Annotated in this window: 22 protein-coding genes; 13 read left to right on the top strand and 9 right to left on the bottom strand. The window is 71.4% G+C overall.

From position 1 onward, the window contains the following. The first annotated feature begins 74 nt into the window (after positions 1-74). Positions 75-437, top strand: coding sequence for a winged helix-turn-helix transcriptional regulator (locus tag ACQP17_RS18335; protein WP_433857250.1), 363 nt, complete (start codon positions 75-77; stop codon positions 435-437). A 56-nt stretch (positions 438-493) separates the two neighbouring features. On the opposite strand, the gene ACQP17_RS18330 is transcribed toward ACQP17_RS18335, so the two are convergent. Next, positions 494-928, bottom strand: coding sequence for a MarR family winged helix-turn-helix transcriptional regulator (locus tag ACQP17_RS18330; protein ID WP_433857249.1), 435 nt, complete (start codon positions 926-928; stop codon positions 494-496). A gap of 118 nt (positions 929-1,046) precedes the next feature. On the opposite strand from ACQP17_RS18330, the gene ACQP17_RS18325 reads away from it, so the two are divergent. From ACQP17_RS18325 to ACQP17_RS18310, 4 genes are all read left to right on the top strand, one after another. Then, on the top strand, positions 1,047-2,390 hold the full coding sequence (locus ACQP17_RS18325) for an ABC transporter permease (protein WP_433857248.1): 1,344 nt from the start codon (positions 1,047-1,049) through the stop codon (positions 2,388-2,390). A 308-nt stretch (positions 2,391-2,698) separates the two neighbouring features. Then, positions 2,699-4,150 (top strand): DUF2252 domain-containing protein, encoded by a 1,452-nt coding sequence (locus ACQP17_RS18320; protein ID WP_433857247.1) that lies wholly within the window; start codon positions 2,699-2,701, stop codon positions 4,148-4,150. A gap of 559 nt (positions 4,151-4,709) precedes the next feature. Beyond that, on the top strand, positions 4,710-5,819 hold the full coding sequence (locus ACQP17_RS18315) for a hypothetical protein (RefSeq protein ID WP_433857246.1): 1,110 nt from the start codon (positions 4,710-4,712) through the stop codon (positions 5,817-5,819). 10 nt (positions 5,820-5,829) lie between these two features. Further along, entirely contained in the window at positions 5,830-6,174 is a 345-nt protein-coding gene (locus ACQP17_RS18310) for a rhodanese-like domain-containing protein (protein WP_433857245.1), read from the top strand. Positions 6,175-6,371: 197 nt separating this feature from the next. Here ACQP17_RS18310 and ACQP17_RS18305 read toward each other — a convergent pair whose 3' ends face one another. The 6 genes from ACQP17_RS18305 to paaA form a co-directional block, all read right to left on the bottom strand. Then, positions 6,372-7,505, bottom strand: a complete 1,134-nt coding sequence (locus ACQP17_RS18305; RefSeq protein WP_433857244.1) for an acyl-CoA dehydrogenase family protein — start codon at positions 7,503-7,505, stop codon at positions 6,372-6,374. 177 nt (positions 7,506-7,682) lie between these two features. After that, positions 7,683-8,726, bottom strand: a complete 1,044-nt coding sequence (gene paaE / locus ACQP17_RS18300) for a 1,2-phenylacetyl-CoA epoxidase subunit PaaE (RefSeq protein ID WP_433857243.1) — start codon at positions 8,724-8,726, stop codon at positions 7,683-7,685. Further along, a complete protein-coding gene (paaD, locus tag ACQP17_RS18295; RefSeq protein ID WP_433857242.1) occupies positions 8,726-9,223 on the bottom strand; it encodes a 1,2-phenylacetyl-CoA epoxidase subunit PaaD in 498 nt (165 codons plus the stop codon). The genes paaE and paaD overlap by 1 nt, the downstream gene beginning before the upstream one ends. After that, positions 9,217-9,936, bottom strand: coding sequence for a 1,2-phenylacetyl-CoA epoxidase subunit PaaC (gene paaC / locus ACQP17_RS18290; RefSeq protein WP_433857241.1), 720 nt, complete (start codon positions 9,934-9,936; stop codon positions 9,217-9,219). The genes paaD and paaC overlap by 7 nt, the downstream gene beginning before the upstream one ends. Beyond that, the gene (gene paaB, locus ACQP17_RS18285) at positions 9,933-10,271 is read right to left on the bottom strand and encodes a 1,2-phenylacetyl-CoA epoxidase subunit PaaB (RefSeq protein WP_173909831.1); all 339 of its coding nucleotides are present in this window, start codon (positions 10,269-10,271) and stop codon (positions 9,933-9,935) included. Before paaB ends, paaC begins: the two co-directional genes overlap by 4 nt. Continuing rightward, a complete protein-coding gene (gene paaA, locus ACQP17_RS18280; protein ID WP_433857240.1) occupies positions 10,268-11,218 on the bottom strand; it encodes a 1,2-phenylacetyl-CoA epoxidase subunit PaaA in 951 nt (316 codons plus the stop codon). The genes paaB and paaA overlap by 4 nt, the downstream gene beginning before the upstream one ends. A 170-nt stretch (positions 11,219-11,388) precedes the next feature. On the opposite strand from paaA, the gene ACQP17_RS18275 reads away from it, so the two are divergent. Genes ACQP17_RS18275 through ACQP17_RS18265 form a run of 3 tightly spaced genes read left to right on the top strand, consistent with a single transcriptional unit; the run spans position 11,389 to position 14,128 of the window. Next, positions 11,389-12,060 (top strand): DUF5819 family protein, encoded by a 672-nt coding sequence (locus tag ACQP17_RS18275; protein ID WP_433859938.1) that lies wholly within the window; start codon positions 11,389-11,391, stop codon positions 12,058-12,060. Then, a complete protein-coding gene (locus tag ACQP17_RS18270) occupies positions 12,057-13,457 on the top strand; it encodes an HTTM domain-containing protein (RefSeq protein ID WP_433857239.1) in 1,401 nt (466 codons plus the stop codon). Before ACQP17_RS18275 ends, ACQP17_RS18270 begins: the two co-directional genes overlap by 4 nt. Continuing rightward, complete coding sequence (locus ACQP17_RS18265; RefSeq protein ID WP_433857238.1) at positions 13,454-14,128, top strand: TrmH family RNA methyltransferase; 675 nt, start codon at positions 13,454-13,456, stop codon at positions 14,126-14,128. The genes ACQP17_RS18270 and ACQP17_RS18265 overlap by 4 nt, the downstream gene beginning before the upstream one ends. Positions 14,129-14,185: 57 nt before the next feature. Here the strand turns inward: ACQP17_RS18265 and paaN are convergent, their stop codons facing one another. After that, positions 14,186-15,868 carry a phenylacetic acid degradation protein PaaN gene (gene paaN, locus ACQP17_RS18260; protein ID WP_433857237.1) on the bottom strand — a complete coding sequence of 561 codons (1,683 nt, stop codon included), beginning with the start codon at positions 15,866-15,868 and terminating at the stop codon, positions 14,186-14,188. A 147-nt stretch (positions 15,869-16,015) separates the two neighbouring features. Between paaN and ACQP17_RS18255 the strand changes: the two genes are divergently transcribed. Both ACQP17_RS18255 and ACQP17_RS18250 read left to right on the top strand, forming a co-directional pair. Continuing rightward, a complete protein-coding gene (locus ACQP17_RS18255; protein ID WP_433857236.1) occupies positions 16,016-17,527 on the top strand; it encodes a 3-hydroxyacyl-CoA dehydrogenase in 1,512 nt (503 codons plus the stop codon). Positions 17,528-17,538: 11 nt separating this feature from the next. After that, the gene (locus ACQP17_RS18250) at positions 17,539-18,129 is read left to right on the top strand and encodes a TetR/AcrR family transcriptional regulator (RefSeq protein WP_433857235.1); all 591 of its coding nucleotides are present in this window, start codon (positions 17,539-17,541) and stop codon (positions 18,127-18,129) included. Between the two features lie 56 nt (positions 18,130-18,185). Here the strand turns inward: ACQP17_RS18250 and ACQP17_RS18245 are convergent, their stop codons facing one another. Beyond that, a complete protein-coding gene (locus tag ACQP17_RS18245) occupies positions 18,186-18,722 on the bottom strand; it encodes an Lrp/AsnC family transcriptional regulator (RefSeq protein WP_433857234.1) in 537 nt (178 codons plus the stop codon). Between the two features lie 227 nt (positions 18,723-18,949). Between ACQP17_RS18245 and pdhA the strand changes: the two genes are divergently transcribed. From pdhA to ACQP17_RS18230, 3 genes are read left to right on the top strand one after another with little or no spacing between them, the layout of a single operon-like run. Then, positions 18,950-20,143: a pyruvate dehydrogenase (acetyl-transferring) E1 component subunit alpha gene (pdhA, locus tag ACQP17_RS18240; RefSeq protein ID WP_433857233.1), complete on the top strand. Its 1,194-nt coding sequence runs from the start codon at positions 18,950-18,952 to the stop codon at positions 20,141-20,143. Then, a complete protein-coding gene (locus ACQP17_RS18235) occupies positions 20,140-21,174 on the top strand; it encodes an alpha-ketoacid dehydrogenase subunit beta (RefSeq protein ID WP_433857232.1) in 1,035 nt (344 codons plus the stop codon). Before pdhA ends, ACQP17_RS18235 begins: the two co-directional genes overlap by 4 nt. Then, positions 21,174-22,763 (top strand): dihydrolipoamide acetyltransferase family protein, encoded by a 1,590-nt coding sequence (locus ACQP17_RS18230; RefSeq protein WP_433857231.1) that lies wholly within the window; start codon positions 21,174-21,176, stop codon positions 22,761-22,763. Before ACQP17_RS18235 ends, ACQP17_RS18230 begins: the two co-directional genes overlap by 1 nt. Positions 22,764-22,791 lie beyond the last annotated feature (28 nt).

Raw genomic sequence — 22,791 nt, 5'->3', positions numbered from 1 at the left:
TCCGTACGTCACTATTCATAGCACAGGAACTTACTTTTCCGCAGTAGCAAACAGGAGGGCGGTACGCTGGGCCTATGGCGGACCAGGGCGAGGCGATGTGCAGGCAGGTCGACGGCGGCATGACGCGCGTCTTCGAGGTCTTCGGAAAGCGCTGGACGGGCCTGATCGTCGCCACTCTCATGCCGGGCCCGGTGCACTTCGCCGAGCTGCGGCGGGCCATCCCCGGGATCAGTGAGCGGATGCTCTCCGACCGCCTGATGGAGCTGTCGGCGACCGGCCTGGTCGTGCGCGAGGTGGACGGGGGGCCGCCGCTGCGGGTCTCCTACCGGCTGACGGAGGCCGGTCTGGCCATGGAGCCCTCGCTCAAGGAGCTGGCGCGGTGGGCGGAGACGTATCTCACCGACGGCGGGCAGTGCCCGGAGCAGTTCCGGAAGTAGACTGACGGACGCCTCGGGGCGGGGCGGCCGGCGGCCTTCGGGTCTTGGCTCTCTCGTCAGTCCTGTCGTTCCCGGGCGGCGTTGTAGCGCTCCAGGTAGGTCGCGAAGCGGTCGAGGTCGTCCTCGTTCCAGTCCGCCAGCCGGTCGCGGAACGCCAGGCGGCGCCGGGCGGTGACGTCGGCGAGCACCTGGGCGCCCTTCTCGGTGGGGTGCAGCACCTGGACGCGCTGGTCGTCCGGGTCGATACGGCGCTCGACGAAGCCGAGCTTCTCCAGTGCGGCGATCTGCCGGCTGACCGTGGACTTGTCCAGGAGATAGTGCGCGGCGAGGTCCGTGGCGCGGCATCCGTGCTGGTCATCGAGGTGTGCCAGCAGGGTGTAGGAGACCAGTGACAGCTCGGGGTGCATCCGGGCGGCGCTGGCGCGGGCCCGGCGGGCGAACGCGGTCATCTCCTGCTGGATGGTCTCGACGGAGTCGTCGCGGTGGGCCACGGGTTGCCTTTCGTAGAGCTAGTTGTATAGTACAACGTGATTTGAGAGTTGTAATAGCCAACTACTGGTTTCCCGCCAGTGGCGACAGCTGAGCCGACGAGCTGAGAAGGCCTGCCCCATGAGTACGGACCACCGCCCCGACCACCAGCACGCGCGCCGTTCCCCGCGGTCCCGGCACTCCGCCGGGCTGCGGCACGTCCTGACGCACCTGATCACCCCGCTGTTGATGTGCGTCGGGATGGGGCTGGCGTATCTGGGTGCCTTCGCCAACCCGGCGCCGCACCACCTGCCCGTGGCGGTCGTCGGATCGGGCCGCAGCGCGCAGCTGCTCGCCCAGTCGATCAATGACAAGGCGGACGGCGCGCTGGAGGTGCGGACCGTCGGCGACCGGTCGGCGGCGATCGACGGGCTCAGGCACCAGGAGATCTTCGGTGCGTATGTGAGCAACGCCCATGGTGTGAAGGGTGCTTCGGCTGCTTCAGGTGCTTCGGGTGCCTTGGATGCTTCGGGTGGGGCGGGCGCGGCGGGGGCGCGGGCGGGTGCCGACGGGGCGGCGGGCGCCGTGCGGCCGGCCCCCGAGTTGCTGGTGGCGACCGCCGGATCCGACACCAGCGCCACCGTCGTGCAGAAGGTCTTCACCCCGATCGCGGCGCACCAGGGCGCGCCGCTGAAGGTCACGGACGTGGTGCCGACGGCCGAGGACGATCCGACGGGGCAGGGCATCTTCTTCCTGCTGGTCGCGATCAGCATCGGGTCCTACGCGTCGGTCGCGGTGATCGGCGGCGCCGGAGCCGTGCTGCCGATCCGGCTGCGGGTGGCGCTGGCGCTGGGCATGTCCTTCGTCGTCGGCCTCATCGGCACGGCGTTCGCCGGCCCCGTCTTCCACCTCGTCGACCACGGCCTCGCGGGACTGTGGGGCATGGCCTGGCTCTACTCCGCCGGCATTCTGCTGATCGGCACCGGCCTGCACACCTTCCTCAAGCGCTGGACCACGCTCGGTGTGATGGCCCTGTTCGTGATGCTCAACTTCACGTCCTCCGGCGGGATCTTCCGCCCCGAGATGCAGAACGGGTTCTTCGCGGCGCTGCACTCGTTCTGGAATGGCTCGGGCTTCGTCGAAGGCACTCGCAGCCACGTCTACTTCGACGGCTACGGCCTGTCCGGGCATGTCTGGACGCTCGTGGGGTGGCTGGTCGCCGGTGTGGTGACGGTCGGCGCGGCGGCGCTGGCCGAGAGGCGGCGACGCGGTGCGGAGGCGGAGGCCGTGGCCAACGCCGCGGCGGTGGCGGCGGCCGCGGTGCGGGCCGCTGTGCCGGAGCCGGGGTCGGGTGCGGTTGTGGGGTCGGGGTCGGGGTCGGGTGCGGCGTCCGGGTCGGCTGCGGCTGGGGAGAGGGCGCGGGTGGATGAGGAGCGGGAAGAGGAGGTGCGGGAAGAGGAGATGGAAGAGGCTGTGGGGGTTTAGGTAGGGCGGGCTGGCTGCCTTTGCTGTGCGGCTGTGCGGCTGTGCGGCTGTGCGGCGGGTGGTCTGTGTGCCGGCCGCTGGGGCCGGAGCTCTTGATGAGGCGTCAGGTTTAGCCCGGTACCGTCTGGTTTGGTTCGGTCCGGTCGGGTTCGGCTGTTCCGAAGAGTTATCCACAGGCCCTGCAGGCCGTGCGGGGATCTGGGTAACGTCGTTGCCGTCGGAGCGCCGGACCGTCCGCTGCTGGTCGGGCCGGCGATGGCGACAACAGGGACTCAGGACCGCAGTTCGTGAAGGGGGAGGTGGCCGCGATGTCGCGTGTGCCGTACGTACCGGGGTTCGCGAAGGCAGACACCCAAGGGCCGTCGCCCAAGGCGGTCGGGAAGGCGCTGCGGAAGCGCCTTCCGCGTGCCGAGCAGGCCGCGCTGTCGAGCGCGGCCGGGCGGCCGGATGCGGTGGCGGCGGTCGAGGCATCGAATGCCGGCCGTTTGCCCGAGCTGACGCCGATACGGGTCGGCCGGATGGCCGCGAGTCCCTTCGCCTTCCTCCGCGGCTCGGCAGGGCTGATGGCGTATGACCTGACGGCCGAGCCCACCACCGGTATCGGCGCGCAGATCTGCGGAGATGCGCACGCCGCCAACTTCGGGCTCTACGGCGACGCCCGGGGTGGCCTGGTCATCGATCTCAACGACTTCGACGAGACCTTGTACGGCCCGTGGGAGTGGGACGTGAAGCGGCTCGCCACCTCGATGGTGCTGGCGGGCCGGGAGGCGGGCGCGAGCGATGACGACTGCCACCGGGCCGCACAGGACGTGACGGGCGCGTACCGGCGCACCATGCGGCTGCTGGCCAAGCTTCCGGTGACCGAGGCGTGGAACGCGATCGCTGACGAGGAGCTCGTCTCGCACACCGACGCCCGGGATCTGCTGGGGACGCTGGAGCGGGTCGCGGACAAGGCGCGCAAGAACACCAGCGCGCGGTTCGCGGCGAAGGCGACGGAGCTGACGGCGGACGGCGGCCTGCGGTTCGTGGACGCGGAGCCGGTGCTGCGGCGGGTGCCGGATGCCGAAGCGGCAGCCGTGGCGGCTTCCCTGGCCGACTATCTGGACACGCTTCCCGAGGACATGCTGCCGCTGCTGGCCCGGTACGCCGTGCAGGACGTGGCCTTCCGTGTGGTCGGCACGGGCAGCGTGGGCCTGCGGTCCTATGTGGTGCTGCTCCTGGATCACCGGGGCGAGCCACTGGTCCTCCAGGTGAAGGAGGCGCGTGCCTCGGTGCTGGCGCCGCATGTGGAGAAGGCAGGCTTCCCGGTGCCGGCGGTGATGCACGAGGGGCGCCGGATAGTGCTCGGACAGCGCCGGATGCAGGTGGTCAGCGACATCCTGCTGGGCTGGACGACAGTGCAGGACATCGCCTCGCCGGGCTCGCCCGGCTCGTCCGGTGCCGCCTCGGGCACCGCCCGACGGGACGGACTGCCCTTCCAGGTCCGCCAGTTCAGAAACCGCAAGGGCAGCGTGGACCCGGCGCAGCTCTCCGACGACCAGCTGGACGACTACGCCCGCATGACCGGCGCCCTCCTGGCCCGAGCCCACGCACACAGCGCCGACCCCCGCCTGGTGGCCGGCTACTGCGGAAAGAACGAGGAACTCGACGAGGCCATCGCGCACTTCGCCCTGTCCTACGCAGACCGCACGGAAGCCGACCACGCAGCACTGGCCACAGCGGTAAGAAACGGCCGCATCGCAGCGGAGACGGGGATCTGAGAGGGGGACGTCCGGGGAGAGGCCGGGCTCGGGCGGGGGCTGCCTAGTGCGGGGCCAGGGGTCTGGGTGTGACGGCTGTAGGCCTGGGTGCCAGCGCCGGGTGCCGGGGGCGGACGTTGGGTGGCAGGTGGCAGGTGGCAGGTGGCAGGTGCCAAGCTCGGGCTCGGGCTCGGGCATCCAGACTCGGGCGCGGGTGAAGCGGGTGAAGGTGCCGCGTACCGAGTACAGCGTTTCGCGAGTCGGCCGTCAGGCTGTCTCGGCGGAGCCTTCTGCTGACTGCTGACTGCTGACTGCTGACTGCTGACTGCTGACTGCTGACTGCTGACCGGTGTCCGCTGACGGGTGTCGCCGTCTGGTGACGGCTAACGCGGGGGTTTGCTGCCGGGTGGTCGGTGGCTGACTTCTGCTGGTGGGTTGGTCGGCTGTTTGTCCGGTTGCTCGGCTGATCGTTCGCTTGATTGAGGGGGAGGAGGGGTGGGGCGGGGGGAGGGGCCCCGAGCAGGAAAGGGGAAGGACAACTGTGGAAGCCCCGGTCCGGCATGGGCCGTACGCTGACCGGGTGACGAACTCGCACGCGGAGAACACGCAGGACGGCCAGCACCGACCGGACGTATCGGGTACCCCGGACGACCAGACCGACCCGCAGGCAACGGACGCCCGCGACGGTGGTCAGGGCGCCCCGCTCGGTGACGGCGGAGTCCCGGAAGGTCGGCCCGCGAGCCCCGAGGGGGGCGGTACGGGCCAGGGCGAGACGGCCGGCCAGCCCGCGGACCGAGCCGGGGCAGGCGCCGAGATGCCCGCCGGTTCGGCGGGAGCAGAGGGAGCGCCTGGGGCCGGCGATGGTCAGGGCGACCCGAAAGCCGAGCAGAGTGACGTGCAGGATCAGCAGGCGGCGCAGGACGAGGCGACCAAGCGGCTGGCAAAGGCGGTGCTGGCTGCGGAGCAGGCGCTGATCGAGTTCGAGATCGCGGTGGAGACCTTCCGGGTGGAGGTCGAGAACTTCTCCCGCCTGCATCATCAGCGCCTCGGCCCCATGTACGCGCGGCTGGACGAGCTGGACGCACAGATCGCCGAGGCGGTGGCAGCGCGTACGGGCGCTGCCGAGGACCTCCGCAAGGCGCAGGAGGCCCGGGCCTCGGTGCTGCCGATGCCAGAGGTGGAAGAGCTGTTCCACGGCTGGATGGGGCCGGACGGGCTGTTCCCGGAGGCGCAGGCGATGCTCACCGAACAGTCGGTGCAGCCGCCGCAGAAGGTGCGGCCCAGCGAGGAAGCCCGCAAGGTCTACCGCGACCTGGTGCGCAAGGCCCACCCCGACCTGGCGCGGGAGGACGCGGAGCGGGCACGGCGGGATGAATTCATCGTGCGGGTCAATGCCGCGTACGCGCGGGGCGACGAGGCATTGCTGCGTGAGCTGGCGCGGGAGTGGGAGGAAGGTCCCGTGCCCGAGGAGCGGCGCAGCGAGAGCGAGGAGCTCTACGCCCGGCTGGAGTGGCTGGCCGAGCGCAAGGAGCTGCTGGCTGCCGCTGCCGCCGAGCTGGAGGAGAGCGCGATCGGCGCGATGATCAAGATGGCGCCGGAGGATCCGGACGCGCTGCTGGAGGAGATCGCCGAGAAGCTGCTCGCCGATGTCTCAGAACGCGAGGCCTACCTCGCGCAGCTGGTCGGGTAGCGTCGGGGCCATGCATTTTGGTTCTGTGCCCACGGTCGGTGTTGATGCGCTCACGTCGGAGGACTTCCTTCTGGACGTGCGTGAGGACGACGAGTGGGAGGCGGGGCACGCCGAGGGTGCGTTGCACATCCCGATGAGCGATTTCGTTGCCCGGTACGGGGAACTGACCGAGGCGGCTCCTGCGGACGGCAAGGTGTACGTGCTGTGCCGGGTCGGTGGGCGCTCGGCGCAGGTCGCCCAGTATCTGATCCAGCAGGGTGTCGACGCCGTGAACGTCGTCGGCGGCATGCAAGCCTGGGAAGCCGCCGGCCGTCCCGTCTCGGACGGCAAGGGCGGCTCGGGCTCGGTCGTCTAGCCGGGAGTCGGATGAGCCCGCGCGGGGCGCCGGCCCGACGAGACCGGTGGCGAAGGCCCCGCAGGAGAAGGCCGCGGTTGCGTGGCCTGCCTTCCTGGCGGCAGATTCTCCGTGAATCCGGGTCTGGTTTCACGTGAAACCAGACCCGAGGTACCCGATGTCCCGACCTCCCGGGGCGCGCGGCGGATCTCTCCCCTTCAGCCCAGTGGATGGGTCGCGAGCAGGTCGCCGAGGGCTTCCTCGTGGGCGGCGGCGGGGCCGAGGGAGAGCTCGAGGTGCTTGGCCCAGGCGTGGTAGCGGTGCAGGGGGTAGTCGGTGTCGGCGCCGAAGCCGCCGTGCAGATGCTGGGCGGTCTGGACGACGCGGCGGACGCCCTCGGAGGCCCAGATCTTGGCGACCGCCACATCTCCGGCGGGCGGTAGCGGGCCGGCCGCGTCGGTGGTGAGGCGCCAGGCCGCCTGCCAGAGGGTGGCCTCCATGGCGCGCAGGTCGATGAAGCGGTCGGCGGCCTGGACGGCGACGGCCTGGAAAGTGGCCACCGGGAACCCGAACTGTTCGCGCTTTCCGGTGTAGTCGCTGGTCATGGCGAGGACGCGCTCGCCGAGTCCCAGGGCGAGTGCACAGGTACCGGTGGTCAGAACGTTGCGCAGCGACGCCCAGGCGGTGGCGTCGTCGATCATTTCCCGGCCGCTGACGCGTACGGAGTCCAGGCGGACCTCGGCGAGGCGCTCGCCGCTGGTGGATATCTGGTCGTCGAGGGTCACGCCGGGGTGGGCGCGGGAGACGAGCGCGAGAACGGCATGGCCTTCGGGGGTGTGGGCGGGCAGCAGGATCCGGTCCGCTGTCCGGGCCCAGGGGACGGCGGTCTGGACGCCGTCGATGATCCAGTCGGTGCCCTCCGGGCGGGCCTGCACGGCGAGTTCGGCCGGTTCGTGTCCGGTGCGGCCGCCGGCGGCAACGGTCACGACGAGGTCGCCGGTGGCGATCCGGGGGAGGACTTCCGCCCGTAGTTCGTCGGATCCGTAGCGCTGGAGGGTGAGTGCGGCGGCGCCGCATTCCAGCAGCGGGACCCGCGCCAGGACCTTGGCTGATTCACGGAGGACGAGGCAGAGCGCGATCGTGTCCAGGCCCGCCCCGCCGTGCTCGGGCGCGATCAGCAGGCTCAGCAGATCGGCGTCGGCGAGCTTGCTCCACAGCGTCCGGTCGAAGTCGTCGGCGACCGCGCCGGGGGTGAGCGCGGGGCTGGGCACGCTGTCCGGAGCGACCCCGGAGAAGACGGCCTTCGCAGCTTCGGCGGCGGCCTGCTGCTCCTCGGTGAAGGTGAAGTCCACTGGTTTGTCCTCCCACGCGGCGCCTCGTTCTGACGGAGCGTCAAGGTAGAACAGGTTCCAGTAATTGGGAATGGTGTGGGGAGGAGTGAATGGCCTGAAAGGTAAGGGAGTTGGTGTCCCGTCCGGGCGGCTACGGGCAAGGTGTCGCGGCGCCCGGTCGGGGCGGGCCGAGATGGGTCAGCGGTCGAAGTCCAGCTCGACCTTTTCGGTGGCCGGGTGGGACTGGCAGGCCAGGACGTATCCCGCGTCGACCTCGTCGGCTTCCAGGGCGAAGTTACGGTCCATCCGGACCTCGCCCTTCACCAGGAAGGCGCGGCAGGTGCCGCACACGCCGCCCTTGCAGGCGTAGGGGGCGTCGGCGCGGTTGCGCAGGACCGCTTCGAGCAGCGATTCGCTGTCGTGGACGGGCCAGGTGCCGGAGCGGCCGTCGAGGGTGGCGGTCACCGTGCTGTGCGCGGGGGTGGCGACGGCCGGGGCCGTCGCGCTGCCGTTGTCGACGTGGAAGATCTCTTCGTGGATACGGGTGCGGGGCACACCCAGGGCGTTCAGGGCGCGTTCGGCGCCCTGCACCAGGCCGTAGGGGCCGCAGAGGTACCAGCCGTCGACGGAGTCGATCGTCAGCAGGGCGGGCAGGAGGGAGCGCAGCCGGGGCTCGTCCAGGCGGCCGGAGGGCAGGCCGGCCTGTTGTTCCTCGCGGGAGAGCGTGTGGAGGAGCTGGAAGCGCTGGGGGTAGCGGTCCTTGAGGTCGGCCACCTCCTCCAGGAACATCGTCGATGCCGCTGTGCGGTCACTGCGGATGAGGCAGAAGCGGGCGTCCGGCTGCCGGGCGAGCAGGGTGGCGGCGATGGACAGCACGGGGGTGATGCCGCTGCCGCCGACGATGCCGACGAAGTGGCCGGGACGGGGGTCGAGGGTGAACCGGCCGGCCGGGGCCATGACCTCCACGGTGTCGCCCACCGCGAGTTCCTTGAGCGCGTAGGTCGAGAAGGCGCCGTCCTCGACCAGGCGGATGCCCACGCGCAGCACCGGCCGGTCGGTGGCCGGGGCGCAGATGGAGTACGTGCGGCGGATCTCCTGGCCGTTGACCGAGCGGCGCAGGGCGATGTGCTGCCCGGGCGTGTGCCGGAAGGTCGTGTGCAACTCGGGCGGGACCGTGAAGGTGACGGCCACCGCATCGTCCGTGAGCCGCTCGATCTCCCGGACCTGGAGCGGGTGGAACATCACAACTCCTTGAAGTGGTCGAAGGGTTCACGGCAGGACTCACAGCGGCGCAGGGCCTTGCACGCGGTGGAGGAGAACCGGCTCAGCAGGGTGGTGTCGGTCGATCCGCAGTGCGGGCAGCGCAGGGTGAGGTCGACGGCGACCGGTCCGCCGACCGGTCCCGTGGGGCGTGGGGGCGCGATGCCGAACTCGGCGAGCTTGCGGCGGCCCTCGGCGGTGATCGCGTCCGTGGTCCACGGCGGGCTGAGGACCGTGCGGACCTCCACCTCGGGGATGCCGTGGTCGTGCAGCACCTGCTCTATGTCGGCGGACATCGCCTCGACGGCGGGGCAGCCGGTGTAGGTGGGGGTGAGGAGCACCTCGGCCCGGCCCGGCGCCGTCAGCTGCACCCCGCGCAGCACGCCCAGCTCGGCGAGGGTGAGCACGGGCAGCTCGGGGTCGGGAACGGAACCGGCCAGCGTCAGCAGTTCCGCTTCGAGGGCGGTGGTGGTCACCATGACGCCCCCGGGTGGCTGCGGTGGAGGTGCTGCATCTCCGCGAGCATCCGCCCGAACGACTCGGTGTGCAGTCCCTGGCGGCCCGCGCCGGCCGCCCAGCCGCCTCGGCGGGGGCCGTCGGGGACCGTGAGGGTGGCTTGCTCCAGGGTGTGGGTGATGCGGGTGGTCCAGCTGTCGTGCAGAGCCGTCCAGGGGAGGGCTTCCAGCCCCTCGACCGGCTCGAACAGTTCGCCGGTGAAGCGCCAGAGGGCGTCCAGTGCGCGTTGCATCCGGACCCGGCTTTCGTCGGTGCCGTCGCCCAGGCGCAGGGTCCACTGGTGGGCGTGGTCGCGGTGGTAGGCGACCTCCTTGACGGCCTTCGCCGCCAGGGGCGCCAACTCACTGTCTATGGCGGCGAGATGCTCGAACAGAAGCTCCTGGTAGGTGGAGAAGTAGAGCTGGCGGGCGATGGTGTGGGCGAAGTCGCCGTTGGGCTGCTCGACGAGCTGGAGGTTGCGGAACTGCCGCTCCTCGCGCAGGTAGGCAAGCTCGTCCTCGTCGCCGGCCAGGGAGAGCAGGACGCGGGCCTGACCGAGCAGATCCAGCGCGATGTTGGCCAGCGCGACCTCCTCCTCCAGGACCGGGGCGTTTCCGGCCCACTCGCCCAGGCGGTGGGAGAGGATCAGGGCGTCGTCCCCGAGGGGCAGGGCCGGGGTGGCGGTGACGTTCCTCAAAGGTGATGCACCCCGTCCGGGATCTCGTAGAACGTCGGGTGGCGGTAGGGCTTGTCGCCGGCCGGCTCGAAGAAGGCGTCCTTCTCGTCGGGCGAGGAGGCGGTGATCTGCGCGGAGGGCACCACCCACAGAGAGACGCCCTCCGAGCGGCGGGTGTAGAGGTCCCGGGCGTTGCGCAGCGCCATCTCGGCGTCCGGCGCGTGCAGGCTTCCGGCGTGGGTGTGCGAGAGGCCGCGGCGGCTGCGCACGAAGACCTCCCACAGCGGCCAGTCGCCGGGCCGGGGAGCGGTGTCCGCGGCGGCTGCGGGGGTCTCGGCGGGGCGCGGTGTGGTCATCGGGTGGCCTTCCCGTGCTTGGCGGCGTGTGCGGCGGCGGCTTCGCGCACCCAGGCGCCTTCCTCGTGCGCCTGCCGCCGGCGGTCGATCCGCTGGGCGTTGCAGGGGCCGTTGCCCTTGAGGACCTCGCGGAACTCGGTCCAGTCGATCGGGCCGGAATCCCAGTGGCCGCGCTCCTCGTTCCACGTCAGATCCGGGTCGGGGAGCTTGAGCCCGAGGGCTTCGGCCTGGGGGACGCAGATGTCCACGAAGCGCTGGCGCAGCTCGTCGTTGGAGTGCCGTTTGATCTTCCAGGCCATGGACTGTGCGGAGTGCGACGACTCGTCGTCGGGCGGGCCGAACATCATCAGCGACGGCCACCACCAGCGGTTCACCGCGTCCTGTGCCATGGCGTGCTGGGCTTCGGTGCCGCGGCTGAGGGCAAGCAGGGACTCGTAGCCCTGTCGCTGGTGGAAGGACTCCTCCTTGCAGACGCGGACCATCGCGCGGGCGTAGGGGCCGTAGGAGCAGCGGCACAGGGGGACCTGGTTGGTGATCGCCGCGCCGTCCACCAGCCAGCCGATGGCGCCAACGTCGGCCCAGGTCAGGGTCGGGTAATTGAAGATCGAGGAGTACTTCTGGCGGCCGGAGTGCAGCTTGTCGAGCAGCTCGTCGCGGCTGGTGCCCAGGGTCTCGGCGGCGCTGTAGAGATACAGGCCGTGGCCGGCCTCGTCCTGCACCTTCGCCATCAGGATCGCCTTGCGGCGCAGGGACGGCGCGCGGGTGATCCAGTTGGCCTCCGGCTGCATGCCGATGATCTCGGAGTGGGCGTGCTGGGCTATCTGCCGCACGAGAGTCGAGCGGTAGGCGTCCGGCATCCAGTCCCGCGGTTCGATGCGCTCGTCCGCGGCCACGGTGGCGTCGAATACGGTCTCGTGGGCCGTGTCCTCCGGCGCGATCGTCGTCATGTGATGCCCCCTCGCTACTCCCGACCGACCGATCGTTCGGTTCAATGGTGAGTGGGCGGACCTCGGGTGTCAAGCCTGTGGATAACGCGGGTGAGGGTGTGCCCGGCGGGGCCGCGTAGGTACCGTTCCGGAGCGGAGTTGGCCGCATGGATTCTGGGAACGGGGCGGGAATGCAGTCATACGGGGACGAATCGCGGCCATTGGCCGCGCTCTCGCTGCCCTCGCGGATCATCATCGGGGTAGCGGCGTGCGCCGTCGCGGTCGTCGTCGCGATCCATCTCGCCATGATGTTTCTGCACGTCGCGCCGTCGAACACGCTCAGCAAGCAACAGGGCGCCCTGATCAGCGAATATGTGTATCCCGAGTACGAACAGAACTGGAAGCTGTTCGCGCCCAATCCCCTCCAGCAGAACATCGCCGTCCAGGTGCGCGGGCAGCTGCGCACCGGTGACGGCGCCGTGCGGACCACGGGATGGACGGATCTGACCGCCCGCGACGGAAACGCCATTCTCCACAACCCGCTGCCCAGCCACACCCAGCAGAACCAGCTGCGCCGGGCCTGGGAGCTCTTCAGCAGCAGTCACAACGCGCAGAACCGCCCGGTGGGCCCCCGCGGTGAGCTGTCCGAGCGCTACATCCGGCGGCTGGTGCTGCTGCGGATGGAGGGCGAGTGGACCCGGGGCGGCGCCCGCGTCGAGCAGTTCCAGGTCCGTTCGCAGACGACCGCGGTCACCCCGCCGCCGTGGAGCTCCGAGAAGATCAGCGACAAGCCCGTGTACCGCGTACTGCCCTGGTGGCAGGTCACCGCAGACGACCTGCCCGAGGGGGCGAAGCGCAAGTGACGTCACCGACGCCCCAGCAGCCTCAGCAGACGCCGGACGACCGGCAGCCGCCGCACACCACGGAGCCGACCGACGTGCCGCAGCAAGCACAGGCACCACAGACGCCCCAGGAGACTTCCTCCTACCAGGAGACCCGCATAGAGCGCGCCATAGGCCGTGGCTTCGGGTTCGTCACCGCACGCGCGCTGGCGCCGTACCAGACCGCCCTGATCCGGATCGGCTTCTCGGCGACCTGGCTGCTGTTCCTGCTGCGCGAATGGCCGCACCGCGCGGTGCTCTACGGGCCCGACAGCCCCTGGAGTCTGGACATGGCGCGCCGGCTCCTGGCCGGCAACCATGCCTTCTCCGTGCTGCCCTGGTCCGACAGCGGCGCCTGGTTCGAGTGCGTCTACCTCCTGGCCATCGTGGCCTCCGCGCTGCTGATGCTCGGCTGGCGCACCCGCACCATGTCGGTGCTCTTCATGGTGGGCGTGCTCTCGCTGCAGAACCGCAGCATCTTCATAGGGGACGGCGGCGACAACGTCATCCACCTGATGTCGATGTATCTCGTGCTGACCCGGTGCGGGCAGGTCTGGTCGCTGGACGCGCGCCGCGCCCGGCGGGCCGCCGCCGACGCCCCTGACGGCGCCACCGGCCGCCCCGCCGTCCCCCGTGACCTGCCCGGCGTCGTGCTGTGGGCCGTGCTCGGCCTCGCCCTGGCCGTCGCCCAGCTGACCGGCGGCTGGGGCCTCACCTGGTTCGGGCACGGCCCGTTCCCGCACCTCGGCTGGAGCCTGGTGCTGTGGGGCCTGTGGCTGGCCCATGGCCTGTGGTGGGCGGTGCAGCGGTACGCGCCCGGAGAGCCGCGGATCGTCCTGGACACCCTCGCCAAGCTCGCCCACAACGGCGCACTGCTGGTGATCATGGTCGAGGTGTGCCTGATCTACGCCACCGCCGGCTGGTACAAGATCCAGGGGAACCGCTGGCAGGACGGCACCGCCGTCTATTACCCGATGCACCTGGACTACTTCTCGCCCTGGCCCGGTCTGTCCGACCTGCTCGGCAGCAATGGCGTGATGGTCATGCTGATCACCTACGGCACGGTGATCGTGCAGGTCGCCTTCCCCTTCACGCTCTTCAACCGCCGGCTGAAGAATGTGCTGCTGGTCGCGATGATCTGCGAGCACCTCTCGATCGCGTTCCTGCTGGGGTTGCCGTTCTTCTCGCTCGCGATGATCACCGCGGACGCGGTCTTCCTGCCCACGAACTTCCTGACCTGGGTCGCCGGGCGCCTCTCCGGCCTGTGGGAACGGCTGTTCCGGCGCGACCGGAAGGCCGTCCCTGCCCCCGGCTCCGGGGACGGCGAGCCGCCGGCCCGTGCGGACCACGGCGGCGGGGGCCATACGCTCGTGGGGTGAGCAGCGAGAACACCGCCCCCGCCGAGCCGGTCCAGTACGACGAGGGGTACGGGACCCAGATCGGCGTCGGGCCGCACCCCGAGCCCTGGCCGCAGGACGAGCGGCTCGACCCCGAGTTGCTCGCGCACGGCGACCGCCGCAATGTCGTCGACCGGTACCGCTACTGGACGCGGGAGGCGATCGTCGCCGATCTGGACACCCGGCGCCACGACTTCCATGTGGCCGTCGAGAACTGGAGCCACGACTTCAACATCGGCTCGGTGGTCCGGACCGCCAACGCGTTCCTGGCCAAGGAGATCCATATCGTCGGGCAGCGCCGCTGGAACCGCCGCGGCGCGATGGTCACCGACCGCTACCAGCACGTCCGCCACCACCCGGACACCGCGGATCTCACGGCCTGGGCGGCGGCCGAGGAGCTGCCGATCATCGGGATCGACAATCTCCCCGGCTCCGTGCCGCTGGAGACGACCGCGCTGCCGCGGCGCTGTGTGCTGCTGTTCGGCCAGGAGGGGCCGGGGCTGACCGAGGACGCGCGCCGGCACGCCTCGCTGGTCTGCTCGATCGCGCAGTTCGGCTCGACCCGCTCGATCAACGCGGGGGCCGCGGCCGCCATCGCCATGCATGCCTGGATCGGCCGCCATGCGCGGATCGAGGGGCCGGCTGCCCCCTGACCGAACGATGCGGGGCCCGGAAGAACGCTCCGGGCCCCCGTCCGGCCCCGTCGCCCCTCACGCCTGCCGGCGCACCTCCACCGTCCGGAAGCGGTTCGCGACGAAGGCGCCGTCGCAGAGCACCGCGTTGGCCGCCGGGTTGCCACCCGAGCCGTGGAAGTCCGAGAACGCCGCGGTCTGGTTCACATAGATCCCGCCGGTCAGATTCAGCGACAGCTGGGCGCACTCCTCCAGACAGGCCTCCTCCACCAGCTGCTCGACCTCGGCGGAGGTGGTGTACGCGCCGACCGTCATGGCGCCCTTGTCGCGGATCGTGCGCCGCAGCAGATCCACCGCGTCGGCCGCGGAATCGACGGCCACCGCGAAGGAGACCGGCCCGAAGCACTCCGACAGATAGGCCGCCTCGTCGTCCGGCTTGGCGCCGTCGAGCTTGACGATCACCGGCGTGCGGACCGTGGCCCCGGGGAATTCGGGGTTGTCCACCTCACGGGAGGCCAGCGCCACCTCGCCGAGCCCGGCCGCGGCCTCGAGCCGCTCCTTGACCTGCGGATTGACCAGGGCGCCCAGCAGCGCGTTGGCCCGGGCATCGTCGCCCAGCAGCCCGCCCACCGCGGCCGCGAGATCGCTGACGACCTCGTCGTACGACTTGGGCCCGGCGTCCGTGGTGATGCCCTCGCGCGGGATCAGCAGATTCTGCGGGGTGGTGCACATCTGGCCGCTGTAGAGGGACAGGGAGAAGGCGAGGTTGCCGAGCATGCCCTTGTAGCCGTCGGTGGAGTCGATGACGACGGTGTTGACGCCGGCCTTCTCCGTGAAGACCTGCGCCTGCCGGGCGTGCGTCTCCAGCCAGTCGCCGAAGGCGGTCGAGCCGGTGTAGTCGATGATGCGGATCTCGGGGCGGACGGCCAGGGTCTTGGCCAAGCCCTCCCCCGGCTTGTCCACCGCCAGGCACACCAGATCGGCCGGGAAGCCGGCGTCCTCGAGGACCTCGCGGGCCACCTTGACGGTCATCGCCAGCGGCAGCACGGCCCGCGGATGCGGCTTGACCAGCACCGGGTTGCCGGTCGCCAGGGAGGCGAACAGGCCCGGATAGCCGTTCCACGTCGGGAAGGTGTTGCAGCCGATCATCAGGGCGATGCCGCGCGGCACGGGCGTGAAGCTCTTGTTCAGCTCCAGCGGATCGCGCTTGCCCTGGGGCTTGGACCACGGTGCCTGCCGCGGGGTGCGGACCTGCTCGGCGTACGCGTACGCCACCGCCTCCAGGCCGCGGTCCTGGGCGTGCGGCCCGCCCGCCTGGAACGCCATCATGAAGGCCTGTCCGCTGGTGTGCATCACGGCCTGGGCGAACTCGTGGGTGCGCGCGCTGATCCGGGCCAGGATCTCCAGGCACACCGCCGCCCGCGCCTCGGGACCGGCGTCCCGCCAGACGGGGAGCGCGGCGCGCATGGCCGGCAGCAGGACCTCCGCGTCCGGATGCGGATAGGTGATGCCCAACTCCGGTCCGTACGGGGAGATCTCCTCGCCCGTCCAGTCGTCGGTGCCGGGCTGGTCGAGCTCGAACCGCTTGCCGCGCAGCGCCTCGAACGCGGCGAGCCCGTCGGGCGCGGCGGTCTCGCCGTACGCCTTGGGGTGCTCGGGGTGCGGGGACCAGTACGCGCGGGTGCTGATCGCCTCCAGCGTCCGGTCGAGGGTCGGACGGTGCTTCTCGATCAACTGCGCTGCGGTCATTTCGGCGGCCATCGAAGACCAACTCCTCGTCGAGCCGGGCGGAGAGTGGACAGGGGCTGGGTGCGCACGGGGCAACGGAGTTAGAGTAACCGAACGATCGGTCGGGGCAAGAGGGCCCGGCCAGGCTGTGGAAAAGTCGGTCGGGGAGGATCAGCTGGCATGACGGCAATCGGGACGAGCAGCACCGTGGCAGTGGTGGGTACCGGCACCATGGGACAGGGCATCGCGCAGGTGGCGCTGGTCGCCGGCCACCGCGTACGCCTCTACGACACGGCCCCCGGGCGCGCCGGGCAGGCCGCCGGGGCGATCGCCGGCCGCCTGGGCCGGCTCGTCGAAAAAGGCCGGATCTCTGCGTCCGAGCGGGACGCGGCGGCGGGCAGGCTCTCCCCTGCGGCGGATCTCGCCGAGCTGGCCGATGCCGCGCTGGTCATCGAAGCGATCCTGGAACAACTCCCGGCAAAGCAGGAGCTGTTCACCGCCCTGGAGGACATCGTGGCGGCGGACTGCCTGCTGGCCACCAACACCTCCTCGCTGTCCGTGACGGCCGTCGCGGGCGGGCTGCGCCACCCCGGCAGGTGTGTGGGCCTGCACTTCTTCAACCCCGCGCCGCTGCTGCCCCTGGTCGAGGTGATCAGCGGCTTCGCCACCGACGAGACGGCCGCCACCACCGCGTACGACACCGCCGCCGCCTGGGGGAAGACTCCGGTGCGCTGCGCCGACACCCCCGGTTTCCTCGTCAACCGCATCGCCCGCCCCTTCTACGCCGAGGCCCTGCGTGCCTACGAGGAGCGGACCGCCGACCCCGCCACCCTCGACGCGGTGCTGCGCGAGGGTACCGGCTTCAGGATGGGGCCCTTCGAGCTGACCGACCTCATCGGGCAGGACGTGAACGAGGCGGTCACCCACTCCGTGTGGAACGCCTTCTTCCAGGACCCGAAGTTCACGCCCTCCCTGGCGCAGCGGCGCCTGGTGGAGTCCGGACTGCACGGCCGCAAGACGGGGCGCGGCTGGTTCGACTACGCCGAGGGCGCCCGCCGGCCCGCACCCCGGACCGCGGACCCCTGCCCGGCGCCCGCGTCCGTCGCCCTGCACGCGGCGCTGCCCGGCCCGGCGGCGGTGCTGCGGGAGCTGATCGAGGAGGCGGGCGTCAAGGTCACCGAGGAGGGCACGCCGTACGGGCCGGAGGGCTTCCTACGGCTGCCCGGAGGGGCCCGCCTGGCGCTGACCGACGGCCGTCCGGCGTCGGGCCGGGCCGACGGCAGGTACGTCTGCTTCGATCTGTCGCTCGACTACCGGGCCGCGACCAGGATCGCCCTGGCTGCCTCGGCGCAGGCCTGCGAAGCGGACCTCGCGGAGGCCGTGGGGCTCTTCCAGGCGCTGGGCAAGCAGGTCAGCGTGGTCGACGATGTGCCTGGCATGATCGCCGCCCGGACGATCGCGATGATCGTCGACTTCGCCGTGGACGCGGCGGCCCGTGAGGTGGCGACTCCCCAAGACATCGACACGGCCATGCGGCTGGGCGTCAACTATCCCGGCGGCCCCATGGAGTGGGCCGAGCGGCTGGGCGCCCGGTGGGTGTGGGAATTGCTGGACGCGATGTATCGCCACAACGCCGGCGGCCGCTATGTACCGTCCTGGGCACTACGGCGCCGTGCGGACCTCGAGGAGTAGGTGCTCTAATCATGACCATGGCCAAGCGCGACACCTATACGCCCGATTCGCTGCTCGCGGTCGCCGTCGAGGTGTTCATCGAGCGCGGCTACGACGGCACCTCCATGGAGCACCTCTCCAAGGCGGCCGGCATCTCGAAGTCCTCGATCTACCACCATGTGCGCAGCAAGGAAGAGCTGCTGCGCCGCGCCATAAGCCGGGCTCTGGACGGGCTGTTCGGCGTGCTGGAGGAGCCGGGTGCGCGCCAGGGGCGGGCGATCGAGCGGCTGGAGCACGTCACCCGGCGGGTGGCCGAGGTGCTGATGGACGAACTCCCCTATGTGACGCTGCTGTTGCGGGTGCGGGGAAACACGGACACCGAGCGGTGGGCCATGGAGCGCCGCCGGGAGTTCGACCACGAGGTCGCGGATCTGCTCAAGCGGGCCGCCGCCGACGGTGACCTGCGCGACGACGTGGACATCCGGCTGGCCACCCGGCTGCTCTTCGGCATGATCAACTCGATCGTGGAGTGGTACCGCCCCGGGCGCGGTGGTGCGGTGCGCCGGGACGAGGTCGCCGAGGCCGTGGTGCGGACGGCGTTCGCGGGGCTGCGCAAGGCCTGAGACGCCCGCCGGGGCGCCTTCCGGGCCCCTGGTGTGCCCCGGGGGCCGCGCGGTGGTCAGTCCCCCTCGGGCCCGAGGTCGGTCTCCTCGAAGACCAGTAGCGTGCGGGTGCTCAGCACCTCCGGGATCGACTGGATCCGGGTGAGGACGAGTTCGCGCAGCTCGCGGTTGTCCTTGGTGTGGACCAGCAGCAGCACATCGAAATCGCCGCTGACCAGCGCGATGTGGGTGGTCCCCGGCAGCGTGGTGAGCTGCTTGCGCACGGTGCGCCACGAGTTCTGCACGATCTTCAGCGTGATGTACGCGGAGGCGCCCTGACCTGCCCGTTCCTGGTCGACCAGGGCGCTGAAGCCGCGGATCACCCCGTCGTCCAGCAGCCGGTTGATCCGGGCGTAGGCGTTGGCGCGGGAGACGTGCACCCGCTCGGCCACGGAGCGTATCGAGGCGCGGCCGTCGGTCTGGAGCATGCGCAGGATCGAGCGGTCGATGGTGTCCAGCGGGCGCGCGGGCGGCACGGGCGGCGCCTCCTCCGCGGGCGGCTGCCCGCCGGACGGTGCCTGCCCGCCGGAATTGGCCATCTGTTCGTCCGGCATGTGCTCCCGCCTCCCCTTTGTGGACGCCCTGCCTTCATCTGAAGCTGTGGAGAACCGTTTGTCCACAGGCTGAACCCACCCGTAGCCAAAATGCATCAGCGACCGAACAATCGGTAGGGAAGGGCGATCCCGTCGTCCTGACCCGATGCATCCTGCCCACCCGCCGTCGGCCCACCACCCACATGAGGCGCATCGCGCCACCCCTTCGATCAGAGGAGGTGCTCGACATGACGGTCCTTGAGCAGCCCGGCAGCAGCAGGAACACGAGCAGCCTGGCCGGCCCGCCGCCTTCCTGGCGGCCGCGCACCGACCCCGCGCCTCTCCTGCCCGACCCGGAGCCCTACCGCCTCCTGGGGACGGACGCCGCCGCCCGGCTCGACTCCGGACTGCTGACCCGGCTCTACACCCAGCTGGTGCGCGGCCGCCGGTACAACGCGCAGGCCACGGCCCTGACCCGGCAGGGACGCCTGGCGGTCTACCCCTCCTCCACCGGCCAGGAGGCCTGCGAGATCGCCGCGGCGCTGGCCCTTGAAGAGCGCGACTGGCTCTTCCCGAGCTACCGCGACACCCTCGCCGCGGTGGCCCGCGGCCTCGACCCCGTCCAGGCGCTGACCCTGCTGCGCGGCGACTGGCACAGCGGCTACGACCCGCACGAACACCGCATCGCCCCCCTGTGCACCCCGCTCGCCACCCAGCTCCCGCACGCCGTGGGCCTGGCGCACGCCGCCCGCCTCAAGGGTGACGAGGTGGTGGCGCTGGCGATGGTCGGCGACGGCGGCACGAGCGAGGGCGACTTCCACGAGGCGCTGAATTTCGCGGCCCTGTGGCAGGCGCCGGTGGTCTTCCTCGTCCAGAACAACGGCTTCGCGATCTCCGTGCCGCTGGCCAAGCAGACCGCCGCGCCGTCCCTGGCCCACAAGGCGGTCGGATACGGCATGCCGGGCCGCCTGGTGGACGGCAACGACGCACCCGCGATGTACGAGGTGCTCAGCGAGGCCGTGCAGCGGGCCCGCCGGGGCGGCGGCCCCACCCTGGTCGAGGCCGTCACCTACCGCATCGAGGCCCACACCAACGCCGACGACGCGACCCGCTACCGCAGCGCGGCCGAGGTCGAGACCTGGCGGGCGCACGATCCGATAGCCCTGCTGGAGCGCGAGCTGGCCGCCCGTGAGCTGCTGACCGACGCCTTCGTCGACGACACCAAGGAGGGCGCCGAGCAGTTGGCGGCCGACCTCCGGGAGCGGATGAACGCCGACCCCGCGCTGGACCCGATGGACCTGTTCACCCACGTATTCGCCGAGCAGACCAGCCAACTGCGTTCCCAGGCGGCCCAGTTGCGTGCCGAACTGGACGCCGAGGCCGCCGGACACACCGAGGACGCGGCGGGCGCCGGCGGCGTCGCCGAGGAGGCCAGGCCATGACGACCACCGTTCCGGCGACCGCGCGCAAGCCCGCCACCATGGCGCAGGCGCTGACCCGCGCGATGCGCGACGCGATGGCGGACGACCCGTCCGTCCATGTCATGGGCGAGGACGTCGGCACCCTGGGCGGCGTCTTCCGGGTCACCGACGGCCTCGCCAAGGAGTTCGGCGAGGACCGCTGCACGGACACCGCGCTCGCCGAGGCCGGCATCCTGGGCACCGCCGTCGGCATGGCGATGTACGGGCTGCGGCCGGTCGTGGAGATGCAGTTCGACGCGTTCGCCTATCCGGCGTTCGAGCAGCTGATCAGCCATGTCGCCAAGATGCGCAACCGCACCCGCGGCGCCCTGACGATGCCGCTGACCATCCGCGTCCCCTACGGCGGCGGGATCGGCGGGGTCGAGCACCACAGCGACTCCTCCGAGGCGTACTACCTCGCCACCGCGGGCCTCCAGGTCGTCACCCCGGCGACCGTCGAGGACGCCTACGGGCTGCTGCGGGCGGCCATCGCCTCCGACGACCCGGTCGTCTTCCTGGAGCCCAAGCGGCTGTACTGGTCCAAGGCCGACTGGTCGCCCGACGCACCCACCGAGGTCGCCCCCCTGGGGCGGGCCGCGGTCCGGCGCCGCGGCAGCAGCGCCACCCTGATCACCTACGGTCCGTCGCTCCCGGTTTGTATGGAGGCCGCCGAGGCCGCCCGGTCCGAGGGCTGGGACCTGGAAGTGGTCGATCTGCGCTCCCTGATGCCGTTCGACGACGACACGGTCTGCGCCTCGGTGCGGCGCACCGGGCGGGCCGTGGTCGTGCACGAGTCCAACGGGTTCGGCGGTCCCGGAGGGGAGATCGCCGCACGGATCACCGAGCGCTGCTTCCACCACCTGGAGGCGCCGGTCCTGCGCGTCGCCGGGTTCGACATCCCCTACGCGCCGCCGATGCTGGAGCGGCACCATCTGCCGGGTGTGGACCGGATCCTGGACACCGTCGCCCGCCTCCAGTGGGAGTCGGACCGGACTGTCGGAGGTGGTGAGTGATGGCCGTGGTCCGCGAATTCACCCTGCCCGATCTGGGGGAGGGCCTGACCGAGGCGACGATCGTGCACTGGCTGGTCGAGGTCGGCGAGGTGGTGGCCATCGACCAGCCGGTGGTGGAGGTCGAGACGGCCAAGGCGATGGTGGAGGTGCCCTGCCCCTACGGAGGCGTGGTGACCGCCCGTTTCGGCGAGGAGGGGACGGAGGTCCCGGTCGGCGATCCGCTGGTGACGGTCGCGGTGGGGGCCGTGCCGGACGATCTTGCAGCGACCGGCCCGGGCGAGGAGCCGGGCTCCGGGGCGGGCGCGCGGGGCGAGGCCGGCGGCACACCCGCTTCCGCGGCGGCCCCTGGTGCCTCCGGGGCGGGCGCGGCGGATTCCGGGTCCGGGAATGTGCTCGTCGGCTACGGCACGGCTGCGGCGGCGGCCCGGCGGCGCCGGATCCGTCCCGGGGGAGCGAGCCCCCTCGGCGGGGCGCAGCGTCCGCCGGCACGGGCGGCGCACGGACCGGCCGGGGCCGCGGTGGCCGGTGACAGGACGGGTGGCCCGGAGACGGTGCACGCCGGGGCGACCGCCGTGGGGGCGGCCGGTACCGGCGGGAAGTCCGAGGCAGCCGGTACCACCGGCGCGAACGGGTCCGCCGGGGCCGGGGTGGCCGAGGACGACAGCCGTACGGTGGCCGTCATCTCGCCGCTGGTGCGCCGGATGGCGCGGGAACACGACCTGGATCTGCGTGAGTTGACGGGGTCCGGGCGTGACGGGCTGATTCTCCGTACGGACGTGGAGTGCGCGATCCGCGAGCGTGAACGGGAGCTGACCGGGGCCGTGCCCGCGGCCGGGGCTGTGGCGCCCGCCGGGTCCATGACGCCCGCCCGGGCCGTTGCCGGGACCGGTGTCGTGCCGGGCGAGGAGCGGATCCCGTTGAAGGGGATGCTCGGTGCGGCCGCGGAGAAGTTCAGCCGCAGCCGCCGGGAGATCCCCGAGGCGACCTGCTGGGTGGACGCCGACGCCACCGAACTCCTCGCCGCCCGCAGGGCGATGAACGCCGCGGGCGGTCCCAAGGTGTCGCTGCTCGCCCTGCTGGCCCGGATCAGTACGGCGGCCCTCGCCCGCTTCCCGCAGCTCAACGCCACCGTAGACACCGCGTCCCAGGAGATCGTGCGGCTGCCCGCCGTGCACCTGGGCTTCGCGGCGCAGACCGACCGTGGCCTGATGGTGCCGGTCGTACGGGACGCGCATACCCGCACGGCCGAGGAGCTGTCCGCGGAGATCGCCCGGCTCACGGAGACCGCCCGGGCCGGCGGGCTCTCCCTGGCCGAGCTGACGCACGGCACCTTCACCCTCAACAACTACGGGGTCTTCGGTGTCGACGGCTCCACGCCGATCATCAACCACCCGGAGGCGGCGATGCTCGGCGTCGGCCGAATAACGGCCAAACCGTGGGTGCACGAGGGTGAGTTGGCGGTCCGGCAGGTCGTACAGCTTTCGCTCACCTTCGACCACCGGGTGTGCGACGGTGGTACGGCAGGCGGCTTCCTGCGGTTCGTCGCCGACTGCGTGGAGCAGCCCGCGACGCTGCTGCGGACGCTGTGACCGGCACGCGGCCGGTGGCGACGGCGAG

Source organism: Streptomyces kronopolitis (assembly GCF_050953795.1).
Taxonomy (GTDB): domain Bacteria; phylum Actinomycetota; class Actinomycetes; order Streptomycetales; family Streptomycetaceae; genus Streptomyces; species Streptomyces kronopolitis_A.
This window is presented reverse-complemented; position numbering and strand designations above follow the sequence as displayed.